Origin of the sequence: Janibacter massiliensis (genome assembly GCF_900289115.1) — a bacterium.
Lineage (GTDB): Bacteria > Actinomycetota > Actinomycetes > Actinomycetales > Dermatophilaceae > Janibacter_A > Janibacter_A massiliensis.
The window spans coordinates 1,906,013-1,928,458 of the sequence record NZ_LT985196.1 but is presented as its reverse complement, the minus strand read 5'-3'; the positions used below and the strand labels follow the sequence as shown (position 1 = coordinate 1,928,458).

At 72.2% G+C, this 22,446-nt stretch carries 20 protein-coding genes, 1 pseudogene and 1 riboswitch; of the genes and pseudogenes, 9 read left to right on the top strand and 12 right to left on the bottom strand.

The window, feature by feature from the left end:
• The first annotated feature begins 14 nt into the window (after positions 1 to 14).
• The 6 genes from gcvH (at position 15) to gcvP (ending at position 5,982) form a co-directional block, all read left to right on the top strand.
• Positions 15 to 404: a glycine cleavage system protein GcvH gene (gene gcvH / locus DAA34_RS09365; protein ID WP_106818766.1), complete on the top strand. Its 390-nt coding sequence runs from the start codon at positions 15 to 17 to the stop codon at positions 402 to 404.
• 44 nt (positions 405 to 448) lie between these two features.
• On the top strand, positions 449 to 898 hold the full coding sequence (locus DAA34_RS09360; RefSeq protein ID WP_106818764.1) for an FHA domain-containing protein: 450 nt from the start codon (positions 449 to 451) through the stop codon (positions 896 to 898).
• 24 nt (positions 899 to 922) lie between these two features.
• Positions 923 to 1,618: a transcriptional regulator FtsR gene (gene ftsR / locus DAA34_RS09355; protein ID WP_234354192.1), complete on the top strand. Its 696-nt coding sequence runs from the start codon at positions 923 to 925 to the stop codon at positions 1,616 to 1,618.
• Positions 1,619 to 1,622: 4 nt separating this feature from the next.
• Positions 1,623 to 2,150: a bifunctional nuclease family protein gene (locus DAA34_RS09350; RefSeq protein WP_106818760.1), complete on the top strand. Its 528-nt coding sequence runs from the start codon at positions 1,623 to 1,625 to the stop codon at positions 2,148 to 2,150.
• 163 nt (positions 2,151 to 2,313) lie between these two features.
• Positions 2,314 to 2,847 carry a MerR family transcriptional regulator gene (locus tag DAA34_RS09345; RefSeq protein WP_234354278.1) on the top strand — a complete coding sequence of 178 codons (534 nt, stop codon included), beginning with the start codon at positions 2,314 to 2,316 and terminating at the stop codon, positions 2,845 to 2,847.
• A 41-nt stretch (positions 2,848 to 2,888) separates the two neighbouring features.
• A riboswitch (glycine riboswitch) is annotated at positions 2,889 to 2,985 on the top strand.
• A gap of 72 nt (positions 2,986 to 3,057) precedes the next feature.
• Entirely contained in the window at positions 3,058 to 5,982 is a 2,925-nt protein-coding gene (gene gcvP / locus DAA34_RS09340; protein WP_106818756.1) for an aminomethyl-transferring glycine dehydrogenase, read from the top strand.
• Positions 5,983 to 6,024: 42 nt separating this feature from the next.
• Here the strand turns inward: gcvP and DAA34_RS09335 are convergent, their stop codons facing one another.
• Both DAA34_RS09335 and DAA34_RS09330 read right to left on the bottom strand, forming a co-directional pair.
• Positions 6,025 to 9,123, bottom strand: a complete 3,099-nt coding sequence (locus tag DAA34_RS09335) for an AAA family ATPase (protein WP_106818754.1) — start codon at positions 9,121 to 9,123, stop codon at positions 6,025 to 6,027.
• A gap of 10 nt (positions 9,124 to 9,133) precedes the next feature.
• Positions 9,134 to 10,318: an exonuclease SbcCD subunit D gene (locus tag DAA34_RS09330; RefSeq protein ID WP_106818752.1), complete on the bottom strand. Its 1,185-nt coding sequence runs from the start codon at positions 10,316 to 10,318 to the stop codon at positions 9,134 to 9,136.
• 140 nt (positions 10,319 to 10,458) lie between these two features.
• Between DAA34_RS09330 and DAA34_RS09325 the strand changes: the two genes are divergently transcribed.
• Positions 10,459 to 11,940, top strand: a complete 1,482-nt coding sequence (locus DAA34_RS09325; RefSeq protein ID WP_106818750.1) for a glutamate--cysteine ligase family protein — start codon at positions 10,459 to 10,461, stop codon at positions 11,938 to 11,940.
• Between the two features lie 4 nt (positions 11,941 to 11,944).
• Here the strand turns inward: DAA34_RS09325 and DAA34_RS09320 are convergent, their stop codons facing one another.
• The 3 genes from DAA34_RS09320 to DAA34_RS09310 all read right to left on the bottom strand — a co-directional run bounded on the left by DAA34_RS09320 (position 11,945) and on the right by DAA34_RS09310 (position 14,097).
• On the bottom strand, positions 11,945 to 12,556 hold the full coding sequence (locus tag DAA34_RS09320; protein ID WP_106818748.1) for a histidine phosphatase family protein: 612 nt from the start codon (positions 12,554 to 12,556) through the stop codon (positions 11,945 to 11,947).
• 42 nt (positions 12,557 to 12,598) lie between these two features.
• Positions 12,599 to 13,363 carry a hypothetical protein gene (locus DAA34_RS09315; RefSeq protein WP_106818746.1) on the bottom strand — a complete coding sequence of 255 codons (765 nt, stop codon included), beginning with the start codon at positions 13,361 to 13,363 and terminating at the stop codon, positions 12,599 to 12,601.
• 107 nt (positions 13,364 to 13,470) lie between these two features.
• Positions 13,471 to 14,097: a DUF6318 family protein gene (locus DAA34_RS09310; protein ID WP_106818744.1), complete on the bottom strand. Its 627-nt coding sequence runs from the start codon at positions 14,095 to 14,097 to the stop codon at positions 13,471 to 13,473.
• A gap of 161 nt (positions 14,098 to 14,258) precedes the next feature.
• On the opposite strand from DAA34_RS09310, the gene DAA34_RS09305 reads away from it, so the two are divergent.
• Entirely contained in the window at positions 14,259 to 14,882 is a 624-nt protein-coding gene (locus DAA34_RS09305; protein WP_106818742.1) for an L-threonylcarbamoyladenylate synthase, read from the top strand.
• Between the two features lie 4 nt (positions 14,883 to 14,886).
• Here DAA34_RS09305 and DAA34_RS09300 read toward each other — a convergent pair whose 3' ends face one another.
• A complete protein-coding gene (locus DAA34_RS09300; protein ID WP_106818740.1) occupies positions 14,887 to 15,717 on the bottom strand; it encodes a DUF1028 domain-containing protein in 831 nt (276 codons plus the stop codon).
• Between the two features lie 101 nt (positions 15,718 to 15,818).
• Between DAA34_RS09300 and DAA34_RS09295 the strand changes: the two genes are divergently transcribed.
• Complete coding sequence (locus DAA34_RS09295) at positions 15,819 to 16,253, top strand: hypothetical protein (RefSeq protein WP_106818738.1); 435 nt, start codon at positions 15,819 to 15,821, stop codon at positions 16,251 to 16,253.
• Positions 16,254 to 16,295: 42 nt separating this feature from the next.
• Here DAA34_RS09295 and DAA34_RS09290 read toward each other — a convergent pair whose 3' ends face one another.
• The 6 genes and pseudogenes from DAA34_RS09290 to DAA34_RS09265 all read right to left on the bottom strand — a co-directional run bounded on the left by DAA34_RS09290 (position 16,296) and on the right by DAA34_RS09265 (position 22,417).
• Complete coding sequence (locus DAA34_RS09290; protein ID WP_106818736.1) at positions 16,296 to 17,486, bottom strand: glycine C-acetyltransferase; 1,191 nt, start codon at positions 17,484 to 17,486, stop codon at positions 16,296 to 16,298.
• 6 nt (positions 17,487 to 17,492) lie between these two features.
• Positions 17,493 to 18,355, bottom strand: a pseudogene (locus DAA34_RS09285) (alcohol dehydrogenase catalytic domain-containing protein).
• 13 nt (positions 18,356 to 18,368) lie between these two features.
• The gene (locus tag DAA34_RS09280; RefSeq protein WP_106820041.1) at positions 18,369 to 19,289 is read right to left on the bottom strand and encodes a crotonase/enoyl-CoA hydratase family protein; all 921 of its coding nucleotides are present in this window, start codon (positions 19,287 to 19,289) and stop codon (positions 18,369 to 18,371) included.
• On the bottom strand, positions 19,286 to 20,281 hold the full coding sequence (locus tag DAA34_RS09275; RefSeq protein WP_106818732.1) for an NAD(P)H-dependent flavin oxidoreductase: 996 nt from the start codon (positions 20,279 to 20,281) through the stop codon (positions 19,286 to 19,288). Before DAA34_RS09275 ends, DAA34_RS09280 begins: the two co-directional genes overlap by 4 nt.
• A gap of 41 nt (positions 20,282 to 20,322) precedes the next feature.
• Entirely contained in the window at positions 20,323 to 21,492 is a 1,170-nt protein-coding gene (locus tag DAA34_RS09270) for a methyltransferase domain-containing protein (RefSeq protein ID WP_234354191.1), read from the bottom strand.
• 52 nt (positions 21,493 to 21,544) lie between these two features.
• The gene (locus DAA34_RS09265) at positions 21,545 to 22,417 is read right to left on the bottom strand and encodes a D-hexose-6-phosphate mutarotase (RefSeq protein ID WP_106818730.1); all 873 of its coding nucleotides are present in this window, start codon (positions 22,415 to 22,417) and stop codon (positions 21,545 to 21,547) included.
• Between the last annotated feature and the right edge of the window lie 29 nt (positions 22,418 to 22,446).

Below are 22,446 nucleotides of genomic sequence, written 5' to 3'. Positions count from 1 at the left end.
CACGAAGGAGTGCCATGAGCGACCTCGACCACCCCGACGACCTGCGGTACACCGATGACCACGAGTGGGTCCGGAGCACCGGCGAGGGTCGCGCGCGTGTCGGCATCACCGCCTACGCCCAGGATGCGCTCGGCGATGTCGTCTACGTCAGCCTCCCCGAGGTCGGGGCCGAGGTCGCCGAGAAGGACTCCTGCGGCGAGGTCGAGTCGACGAAGTCCGTGAGCGACCTCTACGCCCCCGTCGCGGGCAGGGTCGTGGCCGTCAACGAGGCGCTCGACGCCAACCCCGAGCTCGTCAACAGCGACCCGTACGGCGAGGGCTGGATGTACGAGATCGAGCTGTCCGACCCGAGCTCGCTCGACGGCCTCAAGGACGCCGCGACCTACCGCTCCCTGCTTTCCTGACCCCACCCGGTGGCCTCGCTGCCGCCGCGACCGAAGGACCGACGATGACGCCGAACGAGTTCGAGGCCACCCCGGGCCGGCCCGACCCCGCGACCCAGCAGCTCCAGGGAGTCCCGGCCGACGCCGTCTTCCCCCCGGCGGACGACGAGGTCCACCTCTCGCGCGACGAGCAGGCGACGGTCGCTGCGCTGCACCCGGGCACCGCGCTCCTCATCGTCCTGCGGGGCCCGAACAGCGGCGCCCGCTTCCTTCTCGACGACACCGAGGTCTCCGCCGGCCGCGGCCCGGACTGCGACATCTTCTTCGACGACGTCACGGTCTCGCGCAAGCACGCCATCTTCACGAGCACCCCCGAGGGCTTCACGGTGCGCGACGTCGGCTCGCTCAACGGCACCTACGTCAACCGCGAGCGGATCGACCAGACGGTGCTGCGCACCGGCGACGAGGTGCAGATCGGCAAGTTCCGCCTCGTCTTCTACGCAGCCCGCGGCTGACCCGTGGCGGCGCACGCCGCACGGGTGACCATCGGCGCGGTCCTGGACCGACTCCGGCCGGAGTTCCCGGCGATCACGGTGTCGAAGATCCGCTTCCTCGAGGAGCAGGGTCTGGTCGTCCCCGAGCGGACCGCATCCGGGTACCGGAAGTTCAGCGAGGAGGACGTCGAGCGGATCCGGTACGTCCTGCGCGCCCAGCGCGACCGGTTCCTCCCGCTCAAGGTCATCCGGGCCGAGCTCGATGCCGGGGCACTCCACGACACCGCCCGTCCGACGACCTCGGAGGCCGACGACAACGCCCACGCCCGTGGGGCCGGCGACGGCGACGACGGCGGTGCCGAGACCCTCGAGCCGGTCGACACCGAGGAGCTGTGCCGTCGAGCCGGGATCGACCGCGGCCTCTTCCGGGACCTCGTCACCTTCGGCTTCCTCGCCCGTGACGACACCGGGCGCTTTGGGCCCGAGGACGTCGCTGTCGCCGCGGCCGCCGGTGCGCTCGTCGCCCGTGGGGTGGAGGTGCGCCACCTGCGACCCTTCCGCACGGCGGCCGAGCGGGAGGTCGAGCTCGTCGAGCACGTCGTCGGTCTGGCGCGGATGCGCGGGCGAGGTGACGACGAGGCAGGCCGTGCCGGGGACGTCACCGCGCAGGCTCTCGCCGAGGCGGCCGCACTGCACGAGGCGCTCGTCGTGCGGGGCGCTCGCGCGGGTGGTCTACGGTGAAGGCGTGATTCGCGTCGACCTCGTCGGAGTCCGCGTCGAGCTGCCGTCCTCGACCCCCGTCGTCCTGCTGCGCGAGCGCGGCGGCGATCGGGTCGTGCCGATCTGGATCGGGGCGACGGAGGCCGCGGCCATCGCGTTCGCGACCCAGGGCGTCGAGCCGCCTCGGCCGCTGACCCACGACCTCCTGCTCGACGTCGTCGAGGCCTTGGGGCGACGGGTGCGCTCGGTGACGATCGACTCCCTCGAGGGCGGCGTGTACCGGGGGACCCTCGTCCTCGAGACGGGCGAGGAAGGGGAGCCGACGCGGGTCGACTGCCGACCCTCGGACGGGATCGCCGTCGCCGTGCGGGCCGGGTGCCCGATCCTCGTCGAACCGGGCATCGTCGACGAGGTCGGCCTCCAGCTCGACCTCGACGAGGACGGCGACGAGGACGCCGAGTCCGCGGGCGAGGATGCCGCCGAGCAGGTGGAGCGGTTCAAGGAGTTCCTCGACCACGTGTCACCGGAGGACTTCGAACGTCCGCCGTCATGACCGACACGCCGGGGCGCTCCCGCGTCCGGTCGTTGACCCTCCCACCGGGCGCACGTACCGTCGAACCGCGCCACCGGGGCGCGATGTGTGCCCGCAGGGGCAGGGTGTCTGAGGAGGCACGGTGAGCGCGCAGGACGAGCCGACCCAGGTGAGGTCGAGCGGCATGTCGCAGGGCGTCCTCTTCGACGACGACCTCCCCGACCTGTCGGAGGATCTCGGCTATCGCGGACCTGCCGCGTGCAAGGCCGCTGGCATCACCTACCGGCAGCTCGACTACTGGGCGCGCACCGGGCTGGTCGAGCCGTCCGTCCGCGGTGCCGCCGGTTCGGGCAGCCAGCGTCTGTACGGCTTCCGGGACATCCTCGTGCTCAAGGTCGTCAAGCGCCTGCTCGACACCGGTGTCTCGCTCCAGCAGATCCGGACGGCCATCCAGACCCTGCGCGAGCGCGGCGTCGAGGACCTCGCTCAGATCACCCTCATGAGCGACGGCGCCTCCATCTACGAGTGCACCTCGGCCGACGAGATCATCGACCTCGTCCAGGGCGGGCAGGGCGTCTTCGGTATCGCGGTCGGTCGAGTCTGGCGCGAGGTCGAGGGCTCGCTCGCCGAGCTGCCGAGCGAGCGGTTCGGGGACGAGGCGCCAGCCGAGCACCCGGGCGACGAGCTGTCGGCCCGCCGGCGCGCGAAGCTCGCCTGACCCGCGTTGCCGGGGCCCGCTGGTACGATCGGGCCCGCCGATCACCCCGCGGGGGAGAGTCCCGGGCCAGCTGCGTGCCGGGCGCCGAAGGTGCATTCCTCCCCGAAACCTCTCAGGCAGACGGACCCCGCGGATCAGGCATCGTTGGAGGCCACCGGCGGTCGACTGCGGGGGAAGGGCTCAGCCGTGCCCGTGCCTCGAGGAGTCGCGATGACCGCCCCGCACCTGCCCGCCTTCGCCGACCGACACATCGGACCGTCACCCAGCGACGTCGACACCATGCTGGCCACCGTAGGCCGGGCCAGCCTCGACGCCCTCACCGACGCAGCGATCCCGGCGGTGATCCGCGCCACGGGCGCGCTGGACATCGAGCCGTCGCCCTCGGAGCTCGCGGTGCTCGAGGAGCTGCGGGCCATCGCCTCCCGCAACCGCGTCGTCACCTCGATGATCGGTCTGGGCTACCACGGCACGGTGACCCCGGCCGTCATCCAGCGCAACGTCCTGGAGAACCCGGCCTGGTACACCGCGTACACGCCGTACCAGCCGGAGATCTCGCAGGGCCGGCTCGAGGCCCTGCTCAACTTCCAGACCGTCGTCTCGGACCTCACGGGGCTGCCGACGGCGGGCGCGTCCCTGCTGGACGAGGCCACCGCCGCCGCCGAGGCCATGACGCTCATGCGGCGGGGGAGCCGGGTCTCGCAGGACGCCGTGCTCCTGCTCGACGAGCACCTCCTGCCCCAGTCCAGGGCAGTCATCGAGACCCGCGCCCAGCCTCTGGGGCTCCCCGTCGTCACGGCGGACCTGTCCGGCGTGGACTCGCCGGAGACGCTCCGGGCCGCCGCGGGCGACCGCGAGGTCTTCGGCGTCATCGTCCAGTACCCGGGCGCCGACGGCCTCGTGCGCGACTTCCGGGCGCTGACGGCAGCCGCGCACGAGGCGGGGGCGCTGGTCACCGCGGCGTGCGACCTGCTCGCGCTGACGCTCCTCACCCCTCCGGCCGAGTGGGGGGCTGACGTCGCGGTCGGGTCCAGCCAGCGCTTCGGCGTGCCGATGGGCTTCGGCGGTCCCCACGCGGGGTACATGAGCGTCCGATCCGGCCTCGAGCGGACGATGCCGGGACGACTCGTCGGGGTCTCGGTCGATGCCGACAGCGCCCCCGCGTACCGCCTGGCGCTGCAGACCCGCGAGCAGCACATCCGCCGGGAGAAGGCGACGTCGAACATCTGCACCGCCCAGGTCCTGCTCGCCGTCATGGCGTCGATGTACGCGGTGTACCACGGGCCCGACGGCCTGCGACGGATCGCCCGCGACGTGCACACCAAGGCCCTCGCGGTGGCCGACGGCCTGCGTGCCGGTGGCCTTGCCGTCGCCGAAGGCCCGTTCTTCGACACCGTGAGGGTCACCGCGCCCGGACGGGCCGAGGAGCTGCGGCTGGCGGCTCTCGAAGCCGGGATCAACGTCCTCGCCGTCGGTGCGGACGTCGTGCAGGTCACCGTCGACGAGACGACCGATGCGCGCGAGATCGCCGCCGTGGTCGAGGCGCTCGGGGGCACCGCGGCCGGCAACCCCGGCACGGACGAGGGTGTGTCGGAGGTCGTCGACGTCGTCTCTGCCGACGGCGGCGAGGTTCAGGACTGGGACGCTCGGTTCCGCCGGACGAGCGATTTCCTCACCCACCCCGTCTTCCACGACCACCGCAGCGAGACGGCGATGCTGCGGTACCTGCGTCGGCTCGCCGACAAGGACTTCGCTCTCGACCGCGGCATGATCCCGCTCGGGTCGTGCACGATGAAGCTCAACGCAACGACCGAGATGGCCGCGATCACGTGGCCGGAGTTCAGCCAGCTGCACCCCTTCGCGCCCGCGGACCAGACCGAGGGCATCCGCGACCTCGTCGCGCAGCTGTCGCAGTGGCTGTGCCGGATCACCGGGTACGACGCGGTCTCGCTGCAGCCGAACGCCGGGTCGCAGGGTGAGCTCGCCGGTCTCCTCGCGATCCGCGCGTATCACGCGAGCCGCGGCGAGGGTGCCCGCAACATCTGCCTCATCCCCGCGAGCGCGCACGGCACGAACGCCGCGAGCGCGGTCATGGCCGGGATGAAGGTCGTCGTCGTCAAGACCGCCGAGGGCGGCGACGTCGACATGGACGACCTGCAGGCGAAGGTCGAGCAGCACCGCGACACCCTCGCGGCGATCATGGTCACCTACCCCTCGACGCACGGTGTCTTCGAGGACACGATCTCCAAGCTGTGCTCGCTCGTGCACGACGCCGGTGGTCAGGTCTACGTCGACGGCGCCAACCTCAACGCGCTGGTGGGGCTGGCGCAGCCGGGTGACTTCGGCGCCGACGTCAGCCACCTCAACCTGCACAAGACGTTCTGCATCCCGCACGGCGGTGGCGGTCCGGGGGTCGGTCCGGTCGCGGTGCGCAGCCACCTGGCGCCGCACCTGCCGAACCACCCGCTGGCGCCGGAGTGCGGTCCGGCGTCGGGTGTGGGTCCGGTGTCGGCCGCCCCGTACGGCTCGGCGAGCATCCTGCCCATCTCGTGGGCGTACATCCGGCTCATGGGCGGAGCGGGCCTGGCCCGGGCCACCCAGGTCGCGGTGCTCAACGCGAACTACGTCGCCACGCGGCTGCGGGAGCACTACCCGGTCCTGTACGCGGGGGAGGGCGGGCTCGTGGCCCACGAGTGCATCCTCGACCTGCGGGGGCTGACGAAGGAGACGGGCGTGACGGTCGACGACGTCGCCAAGCGCCTCATCGACTTCGGCTTCCACGCGCCGACGATGTCGTTCCCGGTCGCGGGGACCCTCATGGTCGAGCCGACGGAGTCGGAGGACCTGCGCGAGATCGACCGGTTCTGCGACGCGATGATCGCGATCCGGCGCGAGATCGACGCGGTCGCCGCGGGCGCGGACGTGTCGACCAGCGCGTTGCGCAACGCGCCGCACACGGCCGAGATGCTCGTGGGGGCCTGGGACCTGCCGTACGACCGGGCCACTGCGGTCTACCCCGACGGTGTGGACCCGTCGTCGAAGTACTGGCCGCCGGTGCGACGGATCGACGGTGCGTACGGCGACCGGCACCTCGTGTGCTCCTGCCCGAGCCCGGAGGAGCTCGCCGAGCAGTCCTGACCGGTCCTTGGCCGCCCGCTCCCGGCATCCGGGGTCGGGCGGTCAGCCCGTGGCGGCGACGTCGACGATCTCGAGGGTCGAGCCGTGCTGGGTCTTCAGCAGGCGGATCTGCGTCGGGATCCGCTGACGCAGCTCGGCGACGTGGCTGACGATGCCGACCGACCGTCCGCCGTCCCGGAGGCCGTCCAGCACGCCCATGACCTGCTCCAGCGCGTCCTCGTCGAGCGTGCCGAAGCCCTCGTCGACGAAGAGCGTCTGCAGGTCGAACCCGCCGGACTCCTCCCGGACCGCGTCGGCCAGACCGAGAGCCAGCGCGAGGGAGACGACGAACGACTCGCCGCCGGACAGGGTCCCGGTCGGGCGTTCGTCGCCGGTCCACAGGTCGCGCACCTTCAGGCCCAGCCCGCCCTTGCGCCGTGCGTCGGTGCGGCTGTCGTCGTGGAAGAGCTCGTAGCGGCCGTCCGCCATGACCGAGAGGCGTTCGTTGGCCAGCTCCGCGGTCCGTTCCAGACGGGCAGCGAGGACGTACGTCGACAGGCTCATGCCCTTGCTGTTGTCGGGCCCGGACCCGGCAGTCGTCGTCGCGAGCCGTTCGAGGACGGCATGCTGCGCGGCGGCTGGTCCGAGGTCGGCGAGGGTGCGCGTGATCGAGGTGGCCAGCCGCCGGACCTGCTTGAGGTCGTTGGCGGTCGTGCCGTGCCGGACGTGTGCGGCGTCGGCGGCTGCTGAGGCGGCGGCGTCGGCCTCCGTGAGCGCGTCGAGGTCCGGTGGCTCGGCCTCGAGGGCGGCCGTCACATCAGCTTCGGCCAGGACCGCGCGAGCGGCCGCGCGGGCGGTCTCGTCGCGGCGCAGGAGTCCCGTGAGGTGCTCGATCTCGTCGCGGGGCAGGGCGGCCGCCCGGGCCTCGTCGGCGTCCTCGAGCTGCTGCTCGGCGAGCGACGCCTGCATCGCCGCGTCTGCCTCCGCGCACGCCTCTGCGGCCGCCGCACGGGCGGTGAGGGCGGCAGCGAGTCGTTCGACCGCGTCTTCGACGGCGAGATGGTTCTCGCCCCAAGTGGTCGCGGCGACCCCGAGGCCCTCCGGGTCAGGCGTCTCGACCACGTTGGGTCCTTGTGCTTCGCCGGCCTCCGTGACGCACGGGCAGGCCGCATGCGCGGCAAGGGCCGAGCGGACCTCCTCAGCGGTCGACGTGAGGTAGGCGATCGCCCGGTCCCGCAGGGCGGTGGCCTCCCGGAGCTCGGACAGGCGCGCGGTCTCCTCCTCCTCCGCGCCGGTCAGGGCGTCCCGGGCGACGGCGAGGCCCGCCTGGGCATCGGGAACGGTCGTTGCCAGTGCCGCCAGCTCGGTCAAGGTGGCGCGAGCACCGGCGAGGTCCTGGCCGATCTCCTCGAGGGTGCGCGTCTCCCCGGCGAGGTCGCTGCGCACGGCCTCCAACCGGGCGTCAGTCGCCGCGACCTCTCCACGGGCGACGTCCAGCGCGGCAGCGGCGGTCTCGACGGTCGCCGCGGCGGCATCGATGGCCTCGGGGGTGACACCGCTGACCGGGCTGGCAGGGCGCGGGTGCTCGGTGGCACCGCAGACGGCGCAGGGATCGCCGGGGACCAGCCCTGCAGCGAGCTCGCCGGCCATGTCGTCGAGCCGCGCCTTCTGGAGGGACAGCAGGTGCGAGCGCGCGTCTGCGTGGGCGTCGCGCGCGTCGCGCTCGGCGTCCTGTCGTGCGGTGAGGTCCGCCGCCAGCGACGCCTCGGTGCGTCGGGCCCGTTCGAGACGGCGGAGCTCGTCGACCGCCGCCTGCGCAGACTCCGCCCGCGGGACGGCCGTCCGCGCGGTCGCGAGGGACTGCTCGGCCGACTCGACGGCAGCGCGGAGGGTCGTACGCGTCTCGTCGTCGAGCAGCGGGGTGGACAGGTCAGCGACCCGTGCGCGCGTGCGATCGACCTCCTGCTCGGCATCCGGCAGGGCGGCGGCGCGAGTGGCGGCGGTGTGCAGGTCCTCGGTGCATGCCGCCAGCGCGGCGCGGACGGGTTCGAGGACATCCAAGGCGTCCGCCGACCGGAGATCGTGCGGCAACCGGTCGTCGGCCCGCGCGCCCGAGACCGAGCTGTCGGCCTCGGCAAGGCGGGCGCGGGCACGGTCGGCGGCGCGGATCTCACCGAGCACCGCCTCGGCGCGCCGGGCCAGGTCGAGCCGGTCCCGCTGGGCGGCCCGCTCGTCGGCGACGGCGTCGAGCTCCGCCAGTCGCGTCTGGGCGGCCTCGCCACGGGCCCGGCGGTCGAGCAGGGCTCGGGCGTTCTCGGTCGCCGACCGGGCGGCCCCGGCGAGACCTCGGAGGCGGTCAGCCTCGGTCATCGCCGCAGTTGCTCGCTCATCGAGCGCGGCCACGAGGGTGGCGAGCGCCTCCGGCAGATCGTCGTGGTCGACCTCCGCCCACGTGGCTGGGAGGGCGTCGAGCTCGGGCATCTCGTCGTCGATCTGCAGCAGCACCTCGTCGAGGGCACGCTCGTCGTGCTCGACCGACTGCCGGGTGGCCGCGACGAGCTGGCTCGAGCGACGGCGCTCCTCGGTCAGCCAGGCCTCGAGGTCCGCGTACGTCTGGACGTCGAACAGTCGTCGCAGGAGGTCGGCGCGGGCGGCGTCGTCGGACCTGAGGAAGGCCGCGAACTCGCCCTGGGGGAGGAGCACCACCCGGTTGAACTGGTGGAGGTCCATCCCCAAGACCTCACCGACCAGGTGACCGGCCTCGTCCTGGTTGTTGGCGACCGTCGTGCGCGCGCCGCCCTCGCCGATCTCGTGGACGACGACCGACGACTTCTCCTTCGTCGTCCCGGTCCCACGCTTCTTCGGCCGCTCCCACTCGGGGTGCCGTTCGATCTGCAGCCGGCGTCCCTGTGCCGTGAGCTCGAGGACGACTCCGGGGATCGCGCCCGGTGCGGCGTGGGACGAGCGGAGCGACCCGGGGCGCCGTTCCCCGGGGACGCGCCCGTACAGCGCGAAGCACACCGCGTCGAGGAGCGTCGTCTTTCCCGAGCCGGTCGGGCCCTGGATGAGGAAGAGGCCCGCCGAGCCGACCTCGTCGAAGTCGACCTCGACGGTGTCGGCGAACGGCCCGAAGGCGGTGACGGTGAGGCGGTGGAGCTGCACGGGCGCTCCCTCAGGCCGAGACGGCGGCGGTGGTCACCGCGACGCCCTCGTCGTCCCGGGCTGCCCGGGCACGCCGGGACTCTTCGAGCCCACGACCGAGGAGGCCCAGCTCGGCGTCGTCGGGCCCGGCGCCGGACCGGACGTCGGTGAGGAAGTCCGCGCACACGTCGAGGGGGGCGCGCTGCGCCACGCGCTGCGCGTACGTCCGGATCGGGGTCACCGTTCCCTGGGGGTCGAACTGGAGGGAGAGGACACCGGGGAAGCGGCGACGAAGCCGGTCCATCGCGCCGAGCGGGCGAATGGTGTCGGTGAGGACCACCTGCACCCACGCGTCCTCGGCATCGGTGTGCCGGCGGTCCGAGAGGAGCTCCTCCAGCGTGCCGCGAAGGACCGCCAGGCGTCGGATGACGGGGGCCGCGACGTCGGTGACCTCCGTGCGCCCGGTGGCAGGGTCGATGTCGACGAGGTGAGAGCCCTTGGAGTGGGCGGCCTCGCTGAACGACATCGCCACCGGGGAGCCGGAGTAGCGGACCGTCTCGGACAGCTGCTGGCGTCCGTGGAGATGTCCGAGCGCGACGTACGAGACGCCGTCGAAGACGGACAGCGGCACGTTCGCGACGCCGCCGACGGTGATGTCCCGCTCGGAGTCGCTCGCCGCGCCCCCGGTCGCGAAGCAGTGCGCCAGCACGATCGATGCGGGGCCCCGCTGCTCGCGGTCGGCGCGGATGCGGGTCATCGCCCCCGTCATCACGGCGGTGTGCGACCGCTCGTCGACCTCGAGCGGACCGGTGACGGAGGCGGCCGCCGGGTCCAGGTAGGGGACGGCGTAGACCGCGACGTCCCCGATCATCACCGGGTCGGCCACCGCCGAGACGTCGGAGCGCACGTGGACGCCCGCGGAGGTGAGCAGGCGAGCACCGAACCCCATCCGGCGGGCCGAGTCGTGGTTGCCGCTCGAGAGCACCACCTGCGCGCCCGCGCCGACGAGCCGGTTGAGGGTGTCGTCGAGCATCTCGACGGCGTCCGGGCCCGGGAGCGCCCGGTCGTAGACGTCACCCGCGACGAGGACGGCGTCGACCTTCTCCGAGCGCACCGTGTCGACCAGGTGGTCGACGAAGGCAGCATGCGCCTGGGCCAGTCCCTCGCGGTGGAAGCAGCGGCCCAGGTGCCAGTCGGATGTGTGCAGGAACCTCATGCCAGCAACGCTATGAGCGGGGTCCGACAACGATCCTGCGGCGCGCCGTGGACGCCCACTCCCGCCGATACCGCCACGTGTGATGGGATTCCCGGACCGGTCCGCGGACGGGCCGACTCGGCGCTACGGAGGGACCGGGCATGGGCAAGGACGTCGACGTCCAGAGCTACACGCGCGAGGATCGGCAGCGCCACCGGGAGAAGGTCCACCAGAACCTCGACGTGTTCGAGCGGATGCTCGCGGAGTCGCAGTTCGACGACGAGCGTCCCATGACCGGGCTCGAGATCGAGCTCAACCTCGTGGACGAGGAGGGCAACCCCAGCTTCCACAACGCCGAGGTCCTCGCGGCGATCGCAGACCCGAGCTACCAGACGGAGCTGGCGCAGTACAACATCGAGCTCAACGTCGACCCCAGGCCGCTGCCGGGCGAGAGTGCGCTGACCCTCGAGGAGGATCTGCGCGCGTCGCTCAACACCGCGGATGCCCGGGCTCGTGAAGTCGGCTCGCACATCATCCCCATCGGGATCCTGCCGACCCTGCGCCCCGAGCACTTCGAGGGCGAGTGGATGAGTGACAACAACCGGTACGTCGCCCTCAACGACTCGATCTTCGTGGCGCGCGGCGAGGACGTGGCGATCGACATCGAAGGACCGACGGGGGAGCGGGTCCACACCTTCGCCGGCTCGATCGCTCCGGAGTCGGCGTGCACCTCCGTGCAGCTGCACCTGCAGGTGTCGCCGGCCGACTTCGCGCCGCACTGGAACGCCGCCCAGGCGGTCTGCGGCCCTCAGCTCGCCCTGGCGGCGAACAGCCCCTACTTGTTCGGGCAGCGGCTGCACGCGGAGACGCGAATCGAGCTGTTCGCGCAGGCGACCGACACCCGACCCATCGAGCTGAAGAACCAGGGGGTCCGCCCGCGCGTGTTCTTCGGGGAGCGGTGGGTGACGTCGATCTTCGACCTGTTCGAGGAGAACGTGCGGTACTTCCCGGCCCTGCTCGCGGACACCAGCGACGAGGATCCGATCGCGGTGCTCGAGGCCGGCGGGACGCCGAGGCTGCCCGAGCTCTGCCTGCACAACGGGACCGTGTACCGCTGGAACCGGCCGATCTACGACACCAACGACGGGCGTCCGCACCTGCGGGTCGAGAACCGGGTGCTCCCGGCCGGGCCGACGATCGCCGACATCATGGCCAATGCCGCGTTCTACTACGGGCTGGTGCGGGCGCTGGCCTACGAGGACCGCCCCATCTGGACCCGCCTGAGCTTCGCCGCAGCCGAGCAGAACTTTCGCGCCTGCGCCCGGGATGGCCTCGACGCCCGCGTCTACTGGCCCGGGATCGGAGACCTCACCGCCGACGAGCTCGTTCTGCGGCACCTCATCCCGACGGCCGAGCGGGGCCTCGACGACTGGGGCGTGGCGCAGAGCGTCCGCGACCGGTACCTCGGGATCCTCGAAGGCCGATGCACGAGCGGGGTCAACGGTGCCGTGTGGCAGACGCGCGCGGTGGAACGGTTCCAGGAGTCCGGCCTCGACCGGGCGGAGGCGCTGCGGCGGATGACCGGTCTCTACCTCGAGCACGCGCACACGAACGAGCCGGTGCACACGTGGGCGCTGCCGTGACCGTTCAGCCCAGCCCGTCCGCGGGAACGTTCCAGGCGCGGATGCAGGGAACGCCGTGGTGGTGGCCGAGGACCGACACGCACCCGGCGTCGAGCATGATCTGCGCGCCGAACCGGGGTGCCTGGCGCAGGTAGACGGAGGCCAGGACACGTAGTGCCTGCCCGTGCCCGACGAGGACGACGTCCCGCTGCTCGAGGTCGCCCGCGATGCGATCGAGGATCCGAGAGGCTCGGGCGGCGACCTCCTCGACCGTCTCGCCGGGCGTCTCACCCGGGACGACACCGTCTTCGAAGACCGTCCACGGGCGCCCGAGGGACTGCGAGATCTCCTCGGTGGTCCGTCCCTCGTACGCGCCGTAGTCCCATTCGAGGAGGTCGTCATCGATGTCGGGGCGGAGGCCTGCGAGCTCCGCGGTCCTGCGCGCGCGGGCGAGCGGCGACGCGAACGACCGGCCGATGTCGAAGCGAGTCAGCACGCCGCGGAGGGCCCGGGCGTCGTCCTCACCCTCGGGCAGCAGCGGTAGGTCGGTGAGACCCGTGTGCTGACCCGAGCGGGACCACTCGGTCTGCCCGTGGCGGACGAGGACGAGCTGGCCCTTCGGCGCGTCGGTGGTCATGCGGCGACCCTAGCCGCGCAGCGGCGTGGAGCGTGCGGGTCGTCAGCGTCGGACGAGCCGGTTCTTGGCGGTCAGGACGGTCATGGGTTCTTCGGTGCCGTCGATGGTGACCGTGTCGGGGATGGGGTGCCAGGGGCCGTCGTCGATCCGGAACTCCCCGCTGTAGGTGACGTCGGCCCGCAGCGAGTAGCGCCCCTTCGTCTCGTACTTGTGGGTGATCCCTCCATCGGGGTACTCACCACCCCAGTCCGAGGTCGGCCCGGTGGAGGTGCCGTCGCCGTGGTCGTAGGTGACGCTGCGGAAGGTGGGCCTGATGTCGACGTCGTACCCGTAGAAGCGGGCCCGGTCGGGGGTGTCGATCTCCTGCGGCTCGAACCCGGCCTCGGGGAAGTCGAGCTGCAGGTAGACGGGGACGGTGACGAGAGTTCGGTTCTTCGGCGGGTCGAGGATCAGCTGCGGCACGGAGAAGTCGGTGTCGTGGAACGCGCGACGGATCTCGTCGGCGCCGGGGACGCGCCCGTCCTCTGGCAGGTGGGTCTCGGGGCAGATGACGCCCTCCTCGCGCCAGTTGCCCTCGACCGACTGGTCCGCGCCCGGCGCGACGGACCACACCTCCCGCCACCCGGTCACGGTCGCGCACCGGGCGTCCTTCCGCAGGCAGTTGTCCTCGGTTGTCTCGCCCCGCTCCCACGGCACCTCACCCCGGCACCCGTCCACCCCGAAGTACAACCGCGGAGGCACCCCGGTCGTGACGGACGTCTCCGCAACCTTCGCGACAGACTCGGAGGTGAAGAGGCCGACGGTCACGCCTCTTGGCCCGGTATGACCGTCGATTTCGCCGGAGTATGCCGCTCCGGGCAGGATTAGCGTGGCGCTCAGAGACACAGCGAGAATCCACCCGAGGCACCTGCGATTCATGCTTTTGATACCTCAAGCATGCGCCAACCGTCGGCCCGCCAAGAAACGACATAGAACAACTTGAACGGGGGGACCGGTTCATTGACGTGCCGGACCCTTCCTGATTTGTCCACCTCGTTAGCGCGCAACTCCGTGAGGGTCACGGCCACGGTCACATCAGACTCCGACCGCGCCCCGCCGGTTCCGATGTATTTCGCTCGGAAGATCGATCCGTCGTAGCGCGTGCCGGCGTCCCTCATGGCAGTTAGACGCTTAGCAGTGCTAGAGCAGAACGCGCACCCGCTAGCGCCAAGACCCTTGACGAGGCTCGGGTCGCCGGTGCGATAAGCGCGGTCAAGCTGCTGGTTATAAAACTGAACAAAGGCTGCCGCGCCGGCGTCTGTATTCTTTGTCGCGGCCTCGGGGATGCTTGCGCGGGCGCCGGTGGCGGTCGGCGTCGAGGTCTTGTCCGTGGTCGAGCTGCTCGTGGGCCCGGCGGATCCCCTCGTGGACGACGAGGAGCTCGTCGCGGTCGACGACGTGGAGGTCAAACCGCTGCTGCCGTCGTTGCCGCCACACGCGGCCATTGAGGCGAGCCCGGCCACGGACAGGGCAACGGCGGCGATCTGCTTCGGTCGGCTCACGGGTGCTCCTCGGTTCGGTCGACTGTCGTCCTGCTGCCGGGGGAGGAGCGACCTCCCCCGAGGTCCGGCACCGAGCCTAGAGAAGAATGCGGATTCCGCGCTGCAGCTGTCCACAGACGAGCTTCAGCCCACCCGGGCGGCGCCGCGCCCTACGCTGGAGCATGGCCCGTTTCGTGGAGCTCCACCCCGACAACCCCCAGCAGCGCACCGTCGACCAGGTCGTCGAGCGCATCCGAGGCGGCGCGCTCGTCGCCTACCCGACCGACTCCGGCTACGCGCTCGGTGGCCGCCTCGACGACGCCGAGCTCAAGGACCGGATCGCGCGGATCCGCCGCCTCGACGCCAAGCACCACTACACGCTCGTGTGCCGCGACTTCGCCCAGCTCGGCCAGTTCGTCCACGTCGACAACAGCGTCTTCCGCGCCATCAAGGCCGCCACGCCCGGCCCGTACACCTTCATCCTCCCGGCGACGAAGGAGGTGCCCAAGCGACTCCTCCACCCGAAGAAGAAGACCGTCGGCGTGCGGATCCCTGACCACCCCGTCCCGCTCGCCCTGCTCGACGCCCTCGGCGAGCCGGTACTTTCCAGCACGCTCATCCTCCCGGGGCAGGACCAGCCCCCGGCCGACGGCTGGACGATCAAGGAGGAGCTCGACCACGTTGTCGACATCGTTATCGAGGCGGGGGAGTGCCCGGCACAGCCGACCACCGTCATCGACTACCGCGAGCTACCGCCCGTGATCGCCCGCGTGGGGGCGGGGGACCCGACCCCGTTCGAGGCGTGAGGGCTCAGGCCGTCGCCTCGCGCAACGCTCGAAGCACCCGGGCGTCGATCCCGCCGGGGGCCAGCCGCATCTCGTAGTTCTCCACCCCGGCCCACGCCTCGAGAGCACGCTCGGCGTCATCGGCGGTCGCCGGGTGGCCCAACCGGGTCAGCCGCTCTGCGACCTCCGCGGCGAGGTCCCCGACGAGCGGGGCGACGTCCTCCGGGGGACCGCTGATGAGCTCGTGCAGGTCCAGCAGCCGCTCCAGCTCGCGCGGCGCCTCCGGGTGGTCGTCGACCCTCAGGTCCGCAAGGACTCCCGCGTGGTCGTAGCCCGTCCCGGCCTGGACGGCGATCAGCGCGGCACCCTGCCGACCGCGGCGGTCGCCCCCGGCGGCGTCCCCGGCGAGCAGCGCGGCCAGGAGACGTCGGGGCAGGGGCGCTCCCGCCGTGGTGAGCCACGCTCGCTCCATCGCGTCGACGACCTCGGCGCCGGCGAGGATGTTGCCCTGGATCGCGTAGCCGGACTCGTCGTCGCCCCCCGCGACGCCGCCGGCCCAGTCCATGCACGACCCCCCGGTGAAGGTCGCCTGGCTGTCGACCCCGACAACCCCGACCTGCCGCTCGGCCGCGTGCTCGTCGGTCGAGGTCAGCCGGCGCACCGTCTCGGCGGCGTCGTGCCCCTGCGCGAGCAGCGCGAGCCCGTCCTCCTTGTACGAGATCCGCGCGAACGACTGCGTCGCCACCGCGCCGACCCCGACCCGCGCCGCCGGGACCATCGCCCCCACGGCGGGGAACTTGCTGGCGACCGCCACGCCGTACGCGTCACCGACCCGCGCCACGATGGAGAACGTCATCTCAGGCCACCTCGACCCGGGACGCGACGAAGGCCGCCACACACGCGCGCACGTCCTCCGCGGATTGGACCCGGCCTCGGGCGGCCGGGTGTACTACCCACATGGCTCCCACTCCTGATCGGGCGGCAGATGGCTGCCTGCTGCTCACACTGGGCGCTGGCGGGTCGCGGCTGGCGATCAGCGCGCGGCGCGGCGGTGCCCCGTGGCTGCACGATACCGAGATCGCCGTCGAGGCCCACCCGTGGAGCGGCACTCTCAAGGGCACGCACACCGAGGACGACCTGCGGCGCTTCGCTGCAGAGCTGCGCACGGAGGGGGTGCCGCGCAGCGTGCAGCTCGGCGGCGACCGTTCCCCGGAGCTCGTGCTCGAGATCGCGCAGCAGCGGGGCGCCAACCCGCACCTGCTGGCGATCGAGGCACGCAGCTCATGGACCGGTGACGACCCGTACCCGTGCCTGACCTGGCTGCTCTTCGACGTGGAACGCGAGGTGCTGCAGCGCGCGAGTGAGCGCGTCGAGGCATATCTCAACGCCTGAGCGCCAGGCTCGCAGCCAGCCCAGCAGCGCGAGAACCTCGTCTCAGGCCACCTCGTCCCGGGACGCGACGAAGGACGCGACGCACGCGCGCACGTCCTCCTCGGAGTGCGCAGCGCTCAGCTGCACCCGGATGCGTGCCCGCGCGTGCGGCACGACCGGGAAAGAGAACGCGACGACGTAGACGCCTCGGCGGAGCATCGCTTCCGCGATCGTGCCGGCCTGCCGCGCCCCCTCATCGCCCGGGAACATGACGGGCGTGATCGGGTGCTGCCCGGGCAGCAGGTCGAACCCCGCCTCGGTCATGAGACGACGGAACAGCTCGGTGTTGCGGCGCAGCGTGGCGCGGGCATCGTCGGAGACCCGGGCGATCCGAAGGGCGGCCCTGGACCCGGCGACGACCGACGGGGCGACGGCGTTCGAGAACAGGTAGGGCCGGCTCCGCTGGCGAAGGAGCGCGACGATCTCCCGGTGGCCGCTGACGAAGCCGCCGGACGCGCCGCCCAGCGCCTTCCCGAGCGTTCCGGTGACGATGTCGACGCGGTCCTGCACCCCGCAGGCCTCGGGGGTGCCGCGTCCGGTCGGGCCGACGAACCCCGTCGCGTGGGAGTCGTCGACGAGCACGAGGGCGCCGAACTCCTCGGCGAGGTCGCAGATCTCGCGCAGCGGCGCGATCGAACCGTCCATGGAGAAGACGCCATCGGTGGCGATGAGGACCCGGTTCGCCCCGTCTCCACGCATCCTCTCGAGCTGTGCGCGCAGGTCGTCCATGTCCGCGTTGCGGTACCGGTAGCGCGTGGCCCTTGACAGGCGCACGCCGTCGATGATTGACGCGTGGTTGAGCTCGTCGGAGACGATCGCGTCACCCTCGCCGCAGAGCACCTCGAATACGCCGCCGTTCGCGTCGAAGCAGCTGCTGTAGAGAATCGTGTCCTCCGTCCCGAGGAACTCCGACAGCTCTCGCTCGAGCAGCGTGTGCTGCTCCTGCGTCCCGCAGATGAACCGGACGCTCGCCATGCCGAAGCCGAGCTCGTCGAGCGCGTCCTTCGCGGCGGCGACGACGGCGGGGTGGTCGGCGAGCCCCAGGTAGTTGTTGGCGCAGAAGTTCAGCGCCTCGCCCGTCGTCGTCGTGACATGGGAGCCCTGCGGTGTCGTCAGCAGGCGCTCCCGCTTCGTCAACCCTGCGTTCTCGATCTCGGCCAGGGCGGCGGTCAGCTCGTTCTTGATCGTGTACACGGGTGCTCAGCTCCAGTCGATGAGGACCTTGCCGCACCGCCCGGAGCGGGCGATGTCGAAGGCCTGCTGCCAGTCGTCGGCGGGGACGTGGTGGGTGATCACGGACGTGACGGCGGTCCGTAGCTCGGGCGACGTGGAGAGCATCGCGCTCATCGCGTACCAGGTGTCGCGAACCCCTCGGCCATGCCGAGCGCGGTGACGGCGTCCCCGAGCGAGGACGACCGGGCGTCGACCACGTGGTCGGCACCGGCACGGCGGGCCAGCTCGAGCCGCTCGGGCGAGACGTCACTGACGGCGATGAAACGGGCGCCCGCGTGCCGCGCGATGGCCGTCGCCATCACCCCGATGGGCCCGGCCCCGGTGATGGCCACGTCCTCCCCCACGAGGGGGAAGGACAGGGCCGTGTGCGTCGCATTGCCCAGCGGGTCGAACACGGCGGCGAGGTCGGGGTCGATATCGGCGTGCTGAACCCATACGTTGCTCGCGGGGACGACCACCTGCTCGGCGAACGCCCCGTCTCGGTTGACCCCGATCCCGACGGTCGGGATGCACAGGTGACGGCGCCCGGCGCGGCAGTTCCGGCATCGGCCGCAGACCACGTGCCCCTCACCGGAGACGAGCGCACCGACCTCGATCCCCTCGACATCGCGTCCGACCTCGATCACCGTGCCCGAGAACTCGTGGCCGAGCACCAACGGGGCGCGGACGGTCGAGGCAGCCCAGTCGTCCCACGCCTGGAGGTGCAGGTCCGTGCCGCAGAGCCCGGTGCGGGCGACCCGGATGCGCACGTCGAGCGGTCCGCAGTCGGGCTCCTGGACATCCGTCATCTCCAGCCCCGGGCCGGGCCTGGTCTTGACGATCGCACGCACCGTGACCTCCTGCTCAGTCCTCGCGCTGCCAAGGGTGGAACGGCGGCATGTCCTGGCTCACCCGGGAGGTGTACAGCGGGTCCCGCTTCTCGAGGAAGGAGGCGACCCCCTCCTCGCCGTCGCCGAAGCTCGTCCACCACATCGCGAGGGACTCCACCCGGTGCGCCTCGACGGGGTGGGGCTGGGCGCTGTTGCGGTACATCATCTGGCGGGTGAGAGCGATCCCGACGGGGGAGCGGTACCGGGTGAACCGCGCGGCCAGCTCGTACGCCGCGGGGAGGAGCTCGTCGGGCTCGTGCACGGAGCGGACCAGACCGAGCTCCAGTGCCCGGGTGGCGTCCACGATGTCACCGGTGTAGGCGAGCTCGAGCGCGGTCGGCAGCCCGACGATCCGGGGGAGGAACCACGTGCTGCACGCCTCCGGGACGATCCCGATCTTGCCGAAGACGAACCCGATCCGGCCCTTCGTCGACATGAGCCGGGCATCCATCGGAAGGGTCATGGTCGCCCCGATCCCGACGGCCGGGCCGTTGATCGCGGCAATGATCGGCTTGGGGCATGCGTACGCGGCGAGCGAGACGCGGCCCCCCGTGTCCCGGATCCCCTCGATGACGGCCGGGTCGTGGAACCCCTCCGTCACCTCGGCCATACCGGGGTCGACGCCCTCCGCGAGCCCGAAGACGTTGCCCCCGACCGACAGGTCCATCCCGGCGCAGAACGCCCGGCCCTCGCCGGTGACGACGACCGCGCGGGCCTCGTCGTCGGTGGCCACGTACCGGTACACGGACTCGAGCTCGTCTGCCATGCGGACGGTGAACGCGTTGAGCGCGTCCGGGCGGGCGAGCGTGACGGTCGCGATGCCGTCGGTGACCTCGTACCGGATCGTCTCGAAGTCCTCGGGCGCGATGGCCGGGGCGGGGAAGCGGCCGCTCATCGGGTGCCCCCGCCGCACAGCTGCTCGCGGGCGGCCTCGTACTCCTCGGCGAGCCGGACGACGAGGTCCCGCGCCGGCAGCACCGCGTCGATGGCGCCGCTGCCCTGGCCGGCTGACCAGATGTCGCGCCACGCCTTCGCCTCGCTCGTCGGCTTCGCCGGCACGGCGCCACCCTCGCCCTCTGCGTGGGGGTTGGTCACGTGGCTGAGGTCGACCTTCTCCGGCTCGGCGAGGTGCTCGGGGTCCAGGCCCGCGGCGACGATGCTCTCCCGAAGGAAGTTCGCGGGGATCGTCGAGATCGCCGGGGTGTAGACGATGTCGGCCGCGCCGGCGTCGACGATCATCTCGCGGTACCCGTCGCTGGCCATCGACTCCTCCGTCGCGATGAAGCGGGTGCCGAGATAGGCGAGGTCGGCGCCCATCGCGCGGGCAGCCAGGACGTCCCGCCCGGTCGAGAGGCACCCGGCCAGGAGGATCGTGCCCTCGAACCACGGCCGGACTTCTGCCATGAGCGCGAACGGGTTGAGGCTGCCCGCGTGCCCGCCCGCACCGGCGGAGACGAGGATCAGGCCGTCGACGCCGACGGCGGCGGCCTTGCGGGCGTGGGCGACCCCGGTGACGTCGTGGAAGACGAGGCCGCCGTAGGAGTGGACCGCCTCGACGACCTCGGTGGCCGCGCCGAGCGAGGTGATGACGAGGGGAACCTCGTGCTCGACGATGACCTCGAGGTCGGCCTGCAGCCGCGGGTTCGTCCGGTGCGCGATGAGGTTGACGCCGTAGGGCGCGGAACCCGGGGTCGCGCCGAGCTCCTCGTCGATCCGGGTGAGCCACTCGTCGAGCCCTGCGGTCGTCCTCTGGTTGAGCGCGGGGAGCGTGCCGAGCGCGCCCGCCTTGCACGTCTCGATGACGAGCTCCGGCCCGGACACGAGGAACATCGGGGCGGCGACGACGGGGACGCGCAGGCGTCCCTCGAGCTGGCTGGGCAGTGGCACGTGGATCTCCCCGGGGTGGTCGGTGGACGGACTGCTTCAGCCTAGGTCCGGGCGAGGTGGACGAGGACCTCTGCGTGCGCCGTGTGGGGGAACATGTCGAAGAGGCGGGCCCGCTCGACTCGGTACGAAGGGAGCTCGGCCACGTCGCGGGCGAGGGTCGTCGGGTTGCAGCTGCTGTAGACGACGTGCGGCACGGCCACGTCCTCGATCCAGGTCGTGAGCGCCGCGCCGATCCCGCGTCGGGGCGGGTTGACGACGAGCACGTCGGGCCGACCGTGCTCGGCCGTGGCGGTGGCCGCGTCGGCGGCGACGAACCGGACCTCCGCCTCCGCCCCGAGACCGGCGGCCGTCGCGCGGGCGGCCTCGATGGCCTCGGGGGAGAGCTCGATCCCGAGGACCCGCGCGGGTCGGGCCGGGGCGACGGCGGCGTGCAGGGCGAAGCCTCCGACGCCGCAGTAGAGGTCCCACAGCGAGCTGGGTGCCGTAGCCGTCGCCCACTCGGTGGCCGTCCGGTACAGCTCGGCGGCGACCGCGGTGTTCGTCTGGAAGAAGCTGCGCGGGCCCAGGCGCAACGCCGCCGACGGCAGCCGCATCGGCAGGTGGTCGGCGTCGCTGAGCACGCGTTCCTGCTCACCCTCGAGGATCGCGGCGTGGGCCGGCTGGAGGTTCGCGGTGACCACCCGCAGCCCGGGGACGGCGGCGAGGAGATCGGGGACGGCGGCCTCGAGGCGACGGAGCTGCCCCTCGGACCGGAGGACGAACCGGGCCATGAGCTCGCCGTCGGGGGAGACGGTGAGCAGGAGGTGCTTGAGCTCGCCCGTGCGTCGAGCCACGTCGTACGGCGTCAGGCCGAGCTCGTCGATCGCCGCGGCCAGGCGGGGGATGGCGTCGGCGATGACGGGGTCGTGGATCGGGCAGTCACGCAGGTCGACCCCGAGCCCGTCGCCGTCGAGGATCCCGAGCGTCACCGCGCCACGGCGTCCGCCGACGACGAGCTTCGCCTTGTTCCGGAAGCCCGACGGGCGCGACGGGTGCGGCGGCTCCCAGGCACCGGGGCCGACGTGCGCGGCGAGGGCTGTCGCGACCGCCGACTGCTTCCGTTCGAGCTGGGTGGGGAGGTCCAAGGGGAGCCAGGTGCAGGAGCGGCAGGTCCCGGCGTCGAAGTACCCGCACGGGATCCCGACGGAGCGGGTCTCGGGGGCGGTCGGCACCGGAGAATCGTCCCAGAGCCGGGCCGCGAACGAGGTCTGGGTCAGGCCGGGTTCAGACCGCGGTCGGGTTGATCCGCTGGCGGAGGGTGTGCTGCGCGCCGGCCGGCACGACGATCGGGCCGTCGTGCACGGCCGCTGTCTCGATGCACACGAACCGGGTCCACGCGTCGTCGGGCAGGTCACCCATGCTCGCAGCCTTCTCCGACCACGGGTTCCACACGACCGTCTTCGTCCCGCCCTCGGAGGAGACCTCGAGCCGACGCGCACCGTCGTCGAGGGCGACCGTGCCGGAGGCGTCGTACACGCGGTCGGTCTCGCCCGCGAACCGCACGGCGCCCTCCTGCGGGCCCGTCTCGTCGCCGGTCACCTTGTCGAGATAGCTGGCTCCCTCGAGCCCGGCGATCGAGGTCGTCCGCACGTCCTCCACGGCGAGGTAGGTGTGCAACGCGGCCTCGACGTCGGCGTCGGCGAGCGCGTGGATCGTCAGGGCGAGGTCGAGCTCCCGCCCGAGCGTGACGACGTAGGACAGGCCGACGGCCGGGTAGGGGGCGTCGGGCGCGATCGAACGAGCGACCGGCGCGGTGAGGCCGAAGGTGAGTCGAACGTCGTCACCGTCGCGCTGCACGTCGAGCGGCTCCCACTCGGTGAGCCGGACCGGGCCGTGGCTGGGGGAGAGGTCGCCGTCCCGGCCGGGCCCGAACCACGGGAAGCAGATCGGCACGCCACCACGGATCGCGGTCCCGGGGGAGAAGCGGGCCTCCGGGCTGAGGTACAGGACGGGGGCGGACCCCTCCGGGGTCCACGCGGTGACGTGGGCGCCGTGGAGGTGGACGGTCGCCGTGCACGCCGGGGTGTCGACGGCGAACGCGGGCAGGCCGTGGTCGGCGACGGCGGTGACGCCCGCCGGCAGCTGGGTGAGGTCCATGCCGCCACTCTCGCAGGGCGCTCGTCGGT

Bases quoted from the DNA above. Each gene is read 5' to 3' on its own strand.
- gcvH (WP_106818766.1), top strand. From the start codon at position 15: ATGAGCGACCTCGACCACCCCGACGACCTGCGGTACACCGATGACCAC.
- gcvP (WP_106818756.1), top strand. From the start codon at position 3,058: ATGACCGCCCCGCACCTGCCCGCCTTCGCCGACCGACACATCGGACCG.
- DAA34_RS09280 (WP_106820041.1), bottom strand. From the start codon at position 19,289: ATGAGCGGCCGCTTCCCCGCCCCGGCCATCGCGCCCGAGGACTTCGAG.
- DAA34_RS09330 (WP_106818752.1), bottom strand. From the start codon at position 10,318: ATGAGGTTCCTGCACACATCCGACTGGCACCTGGGCCGCTGCTTCCAC.
- DAA34_RS09305 (WP_106818742.1), top strand. From the start codon at position 14,259: ATGGCCCGTTTCGTGGAGCTCCACCCCGACAACCCCCAGCAGCGCACC.
- DAA34_RS09320 (WP_106818748.1), bottom strand. From the start codon at position 12,556: ATGACCACCGACGCGCCGAAGGGCCAGCTCGTCCTCGTCCGCCACGGG.
- DAA34_RS09360 (WP_106818764.1), top strand. From the start codon at position 449: ATGACGCCGAACGAGTTCGAGGCCACCCCGGGCCGGCCCGACCCCGCG.
- DAA34_RS09325 (WP_106818750.1), top strand. From the start codon at position 10,459: ATGGGCAAGGACGTCGACGTCCAGAGCTACACGCGCGAGGATCGGCAG.
- DAA34_RS09345 (WP_234354278.1), top strand. From the start codon at position 2,314: ATGTCGCAGGGCGTCCTCTTCGACGACGACCTCCCCGACCTGTCGGAG.
- DAA34_RS09265 (WP_106818730.1), bottom strand. From the start codon at position 22,417: ATGGACCTCACCCAGCTGCCGGCGGGCGTCACCGCCGTCGCCGACCAC.
- DAA34_RS09295 (WP_106818738.1), top strand. From the start codon at position 15,819: ATGGCTCCCACTCCTGATCGGGCGGCAGATGGCTGCCTGCTGCTCACA.
- DAA34_RS09300 (WP_106818740.1), bottom strand. From the start codon at position 15,717: ATGACGTTCTCCATCGTGGCGCGGGTCGGTGACGCGTACGGCGTGGCG.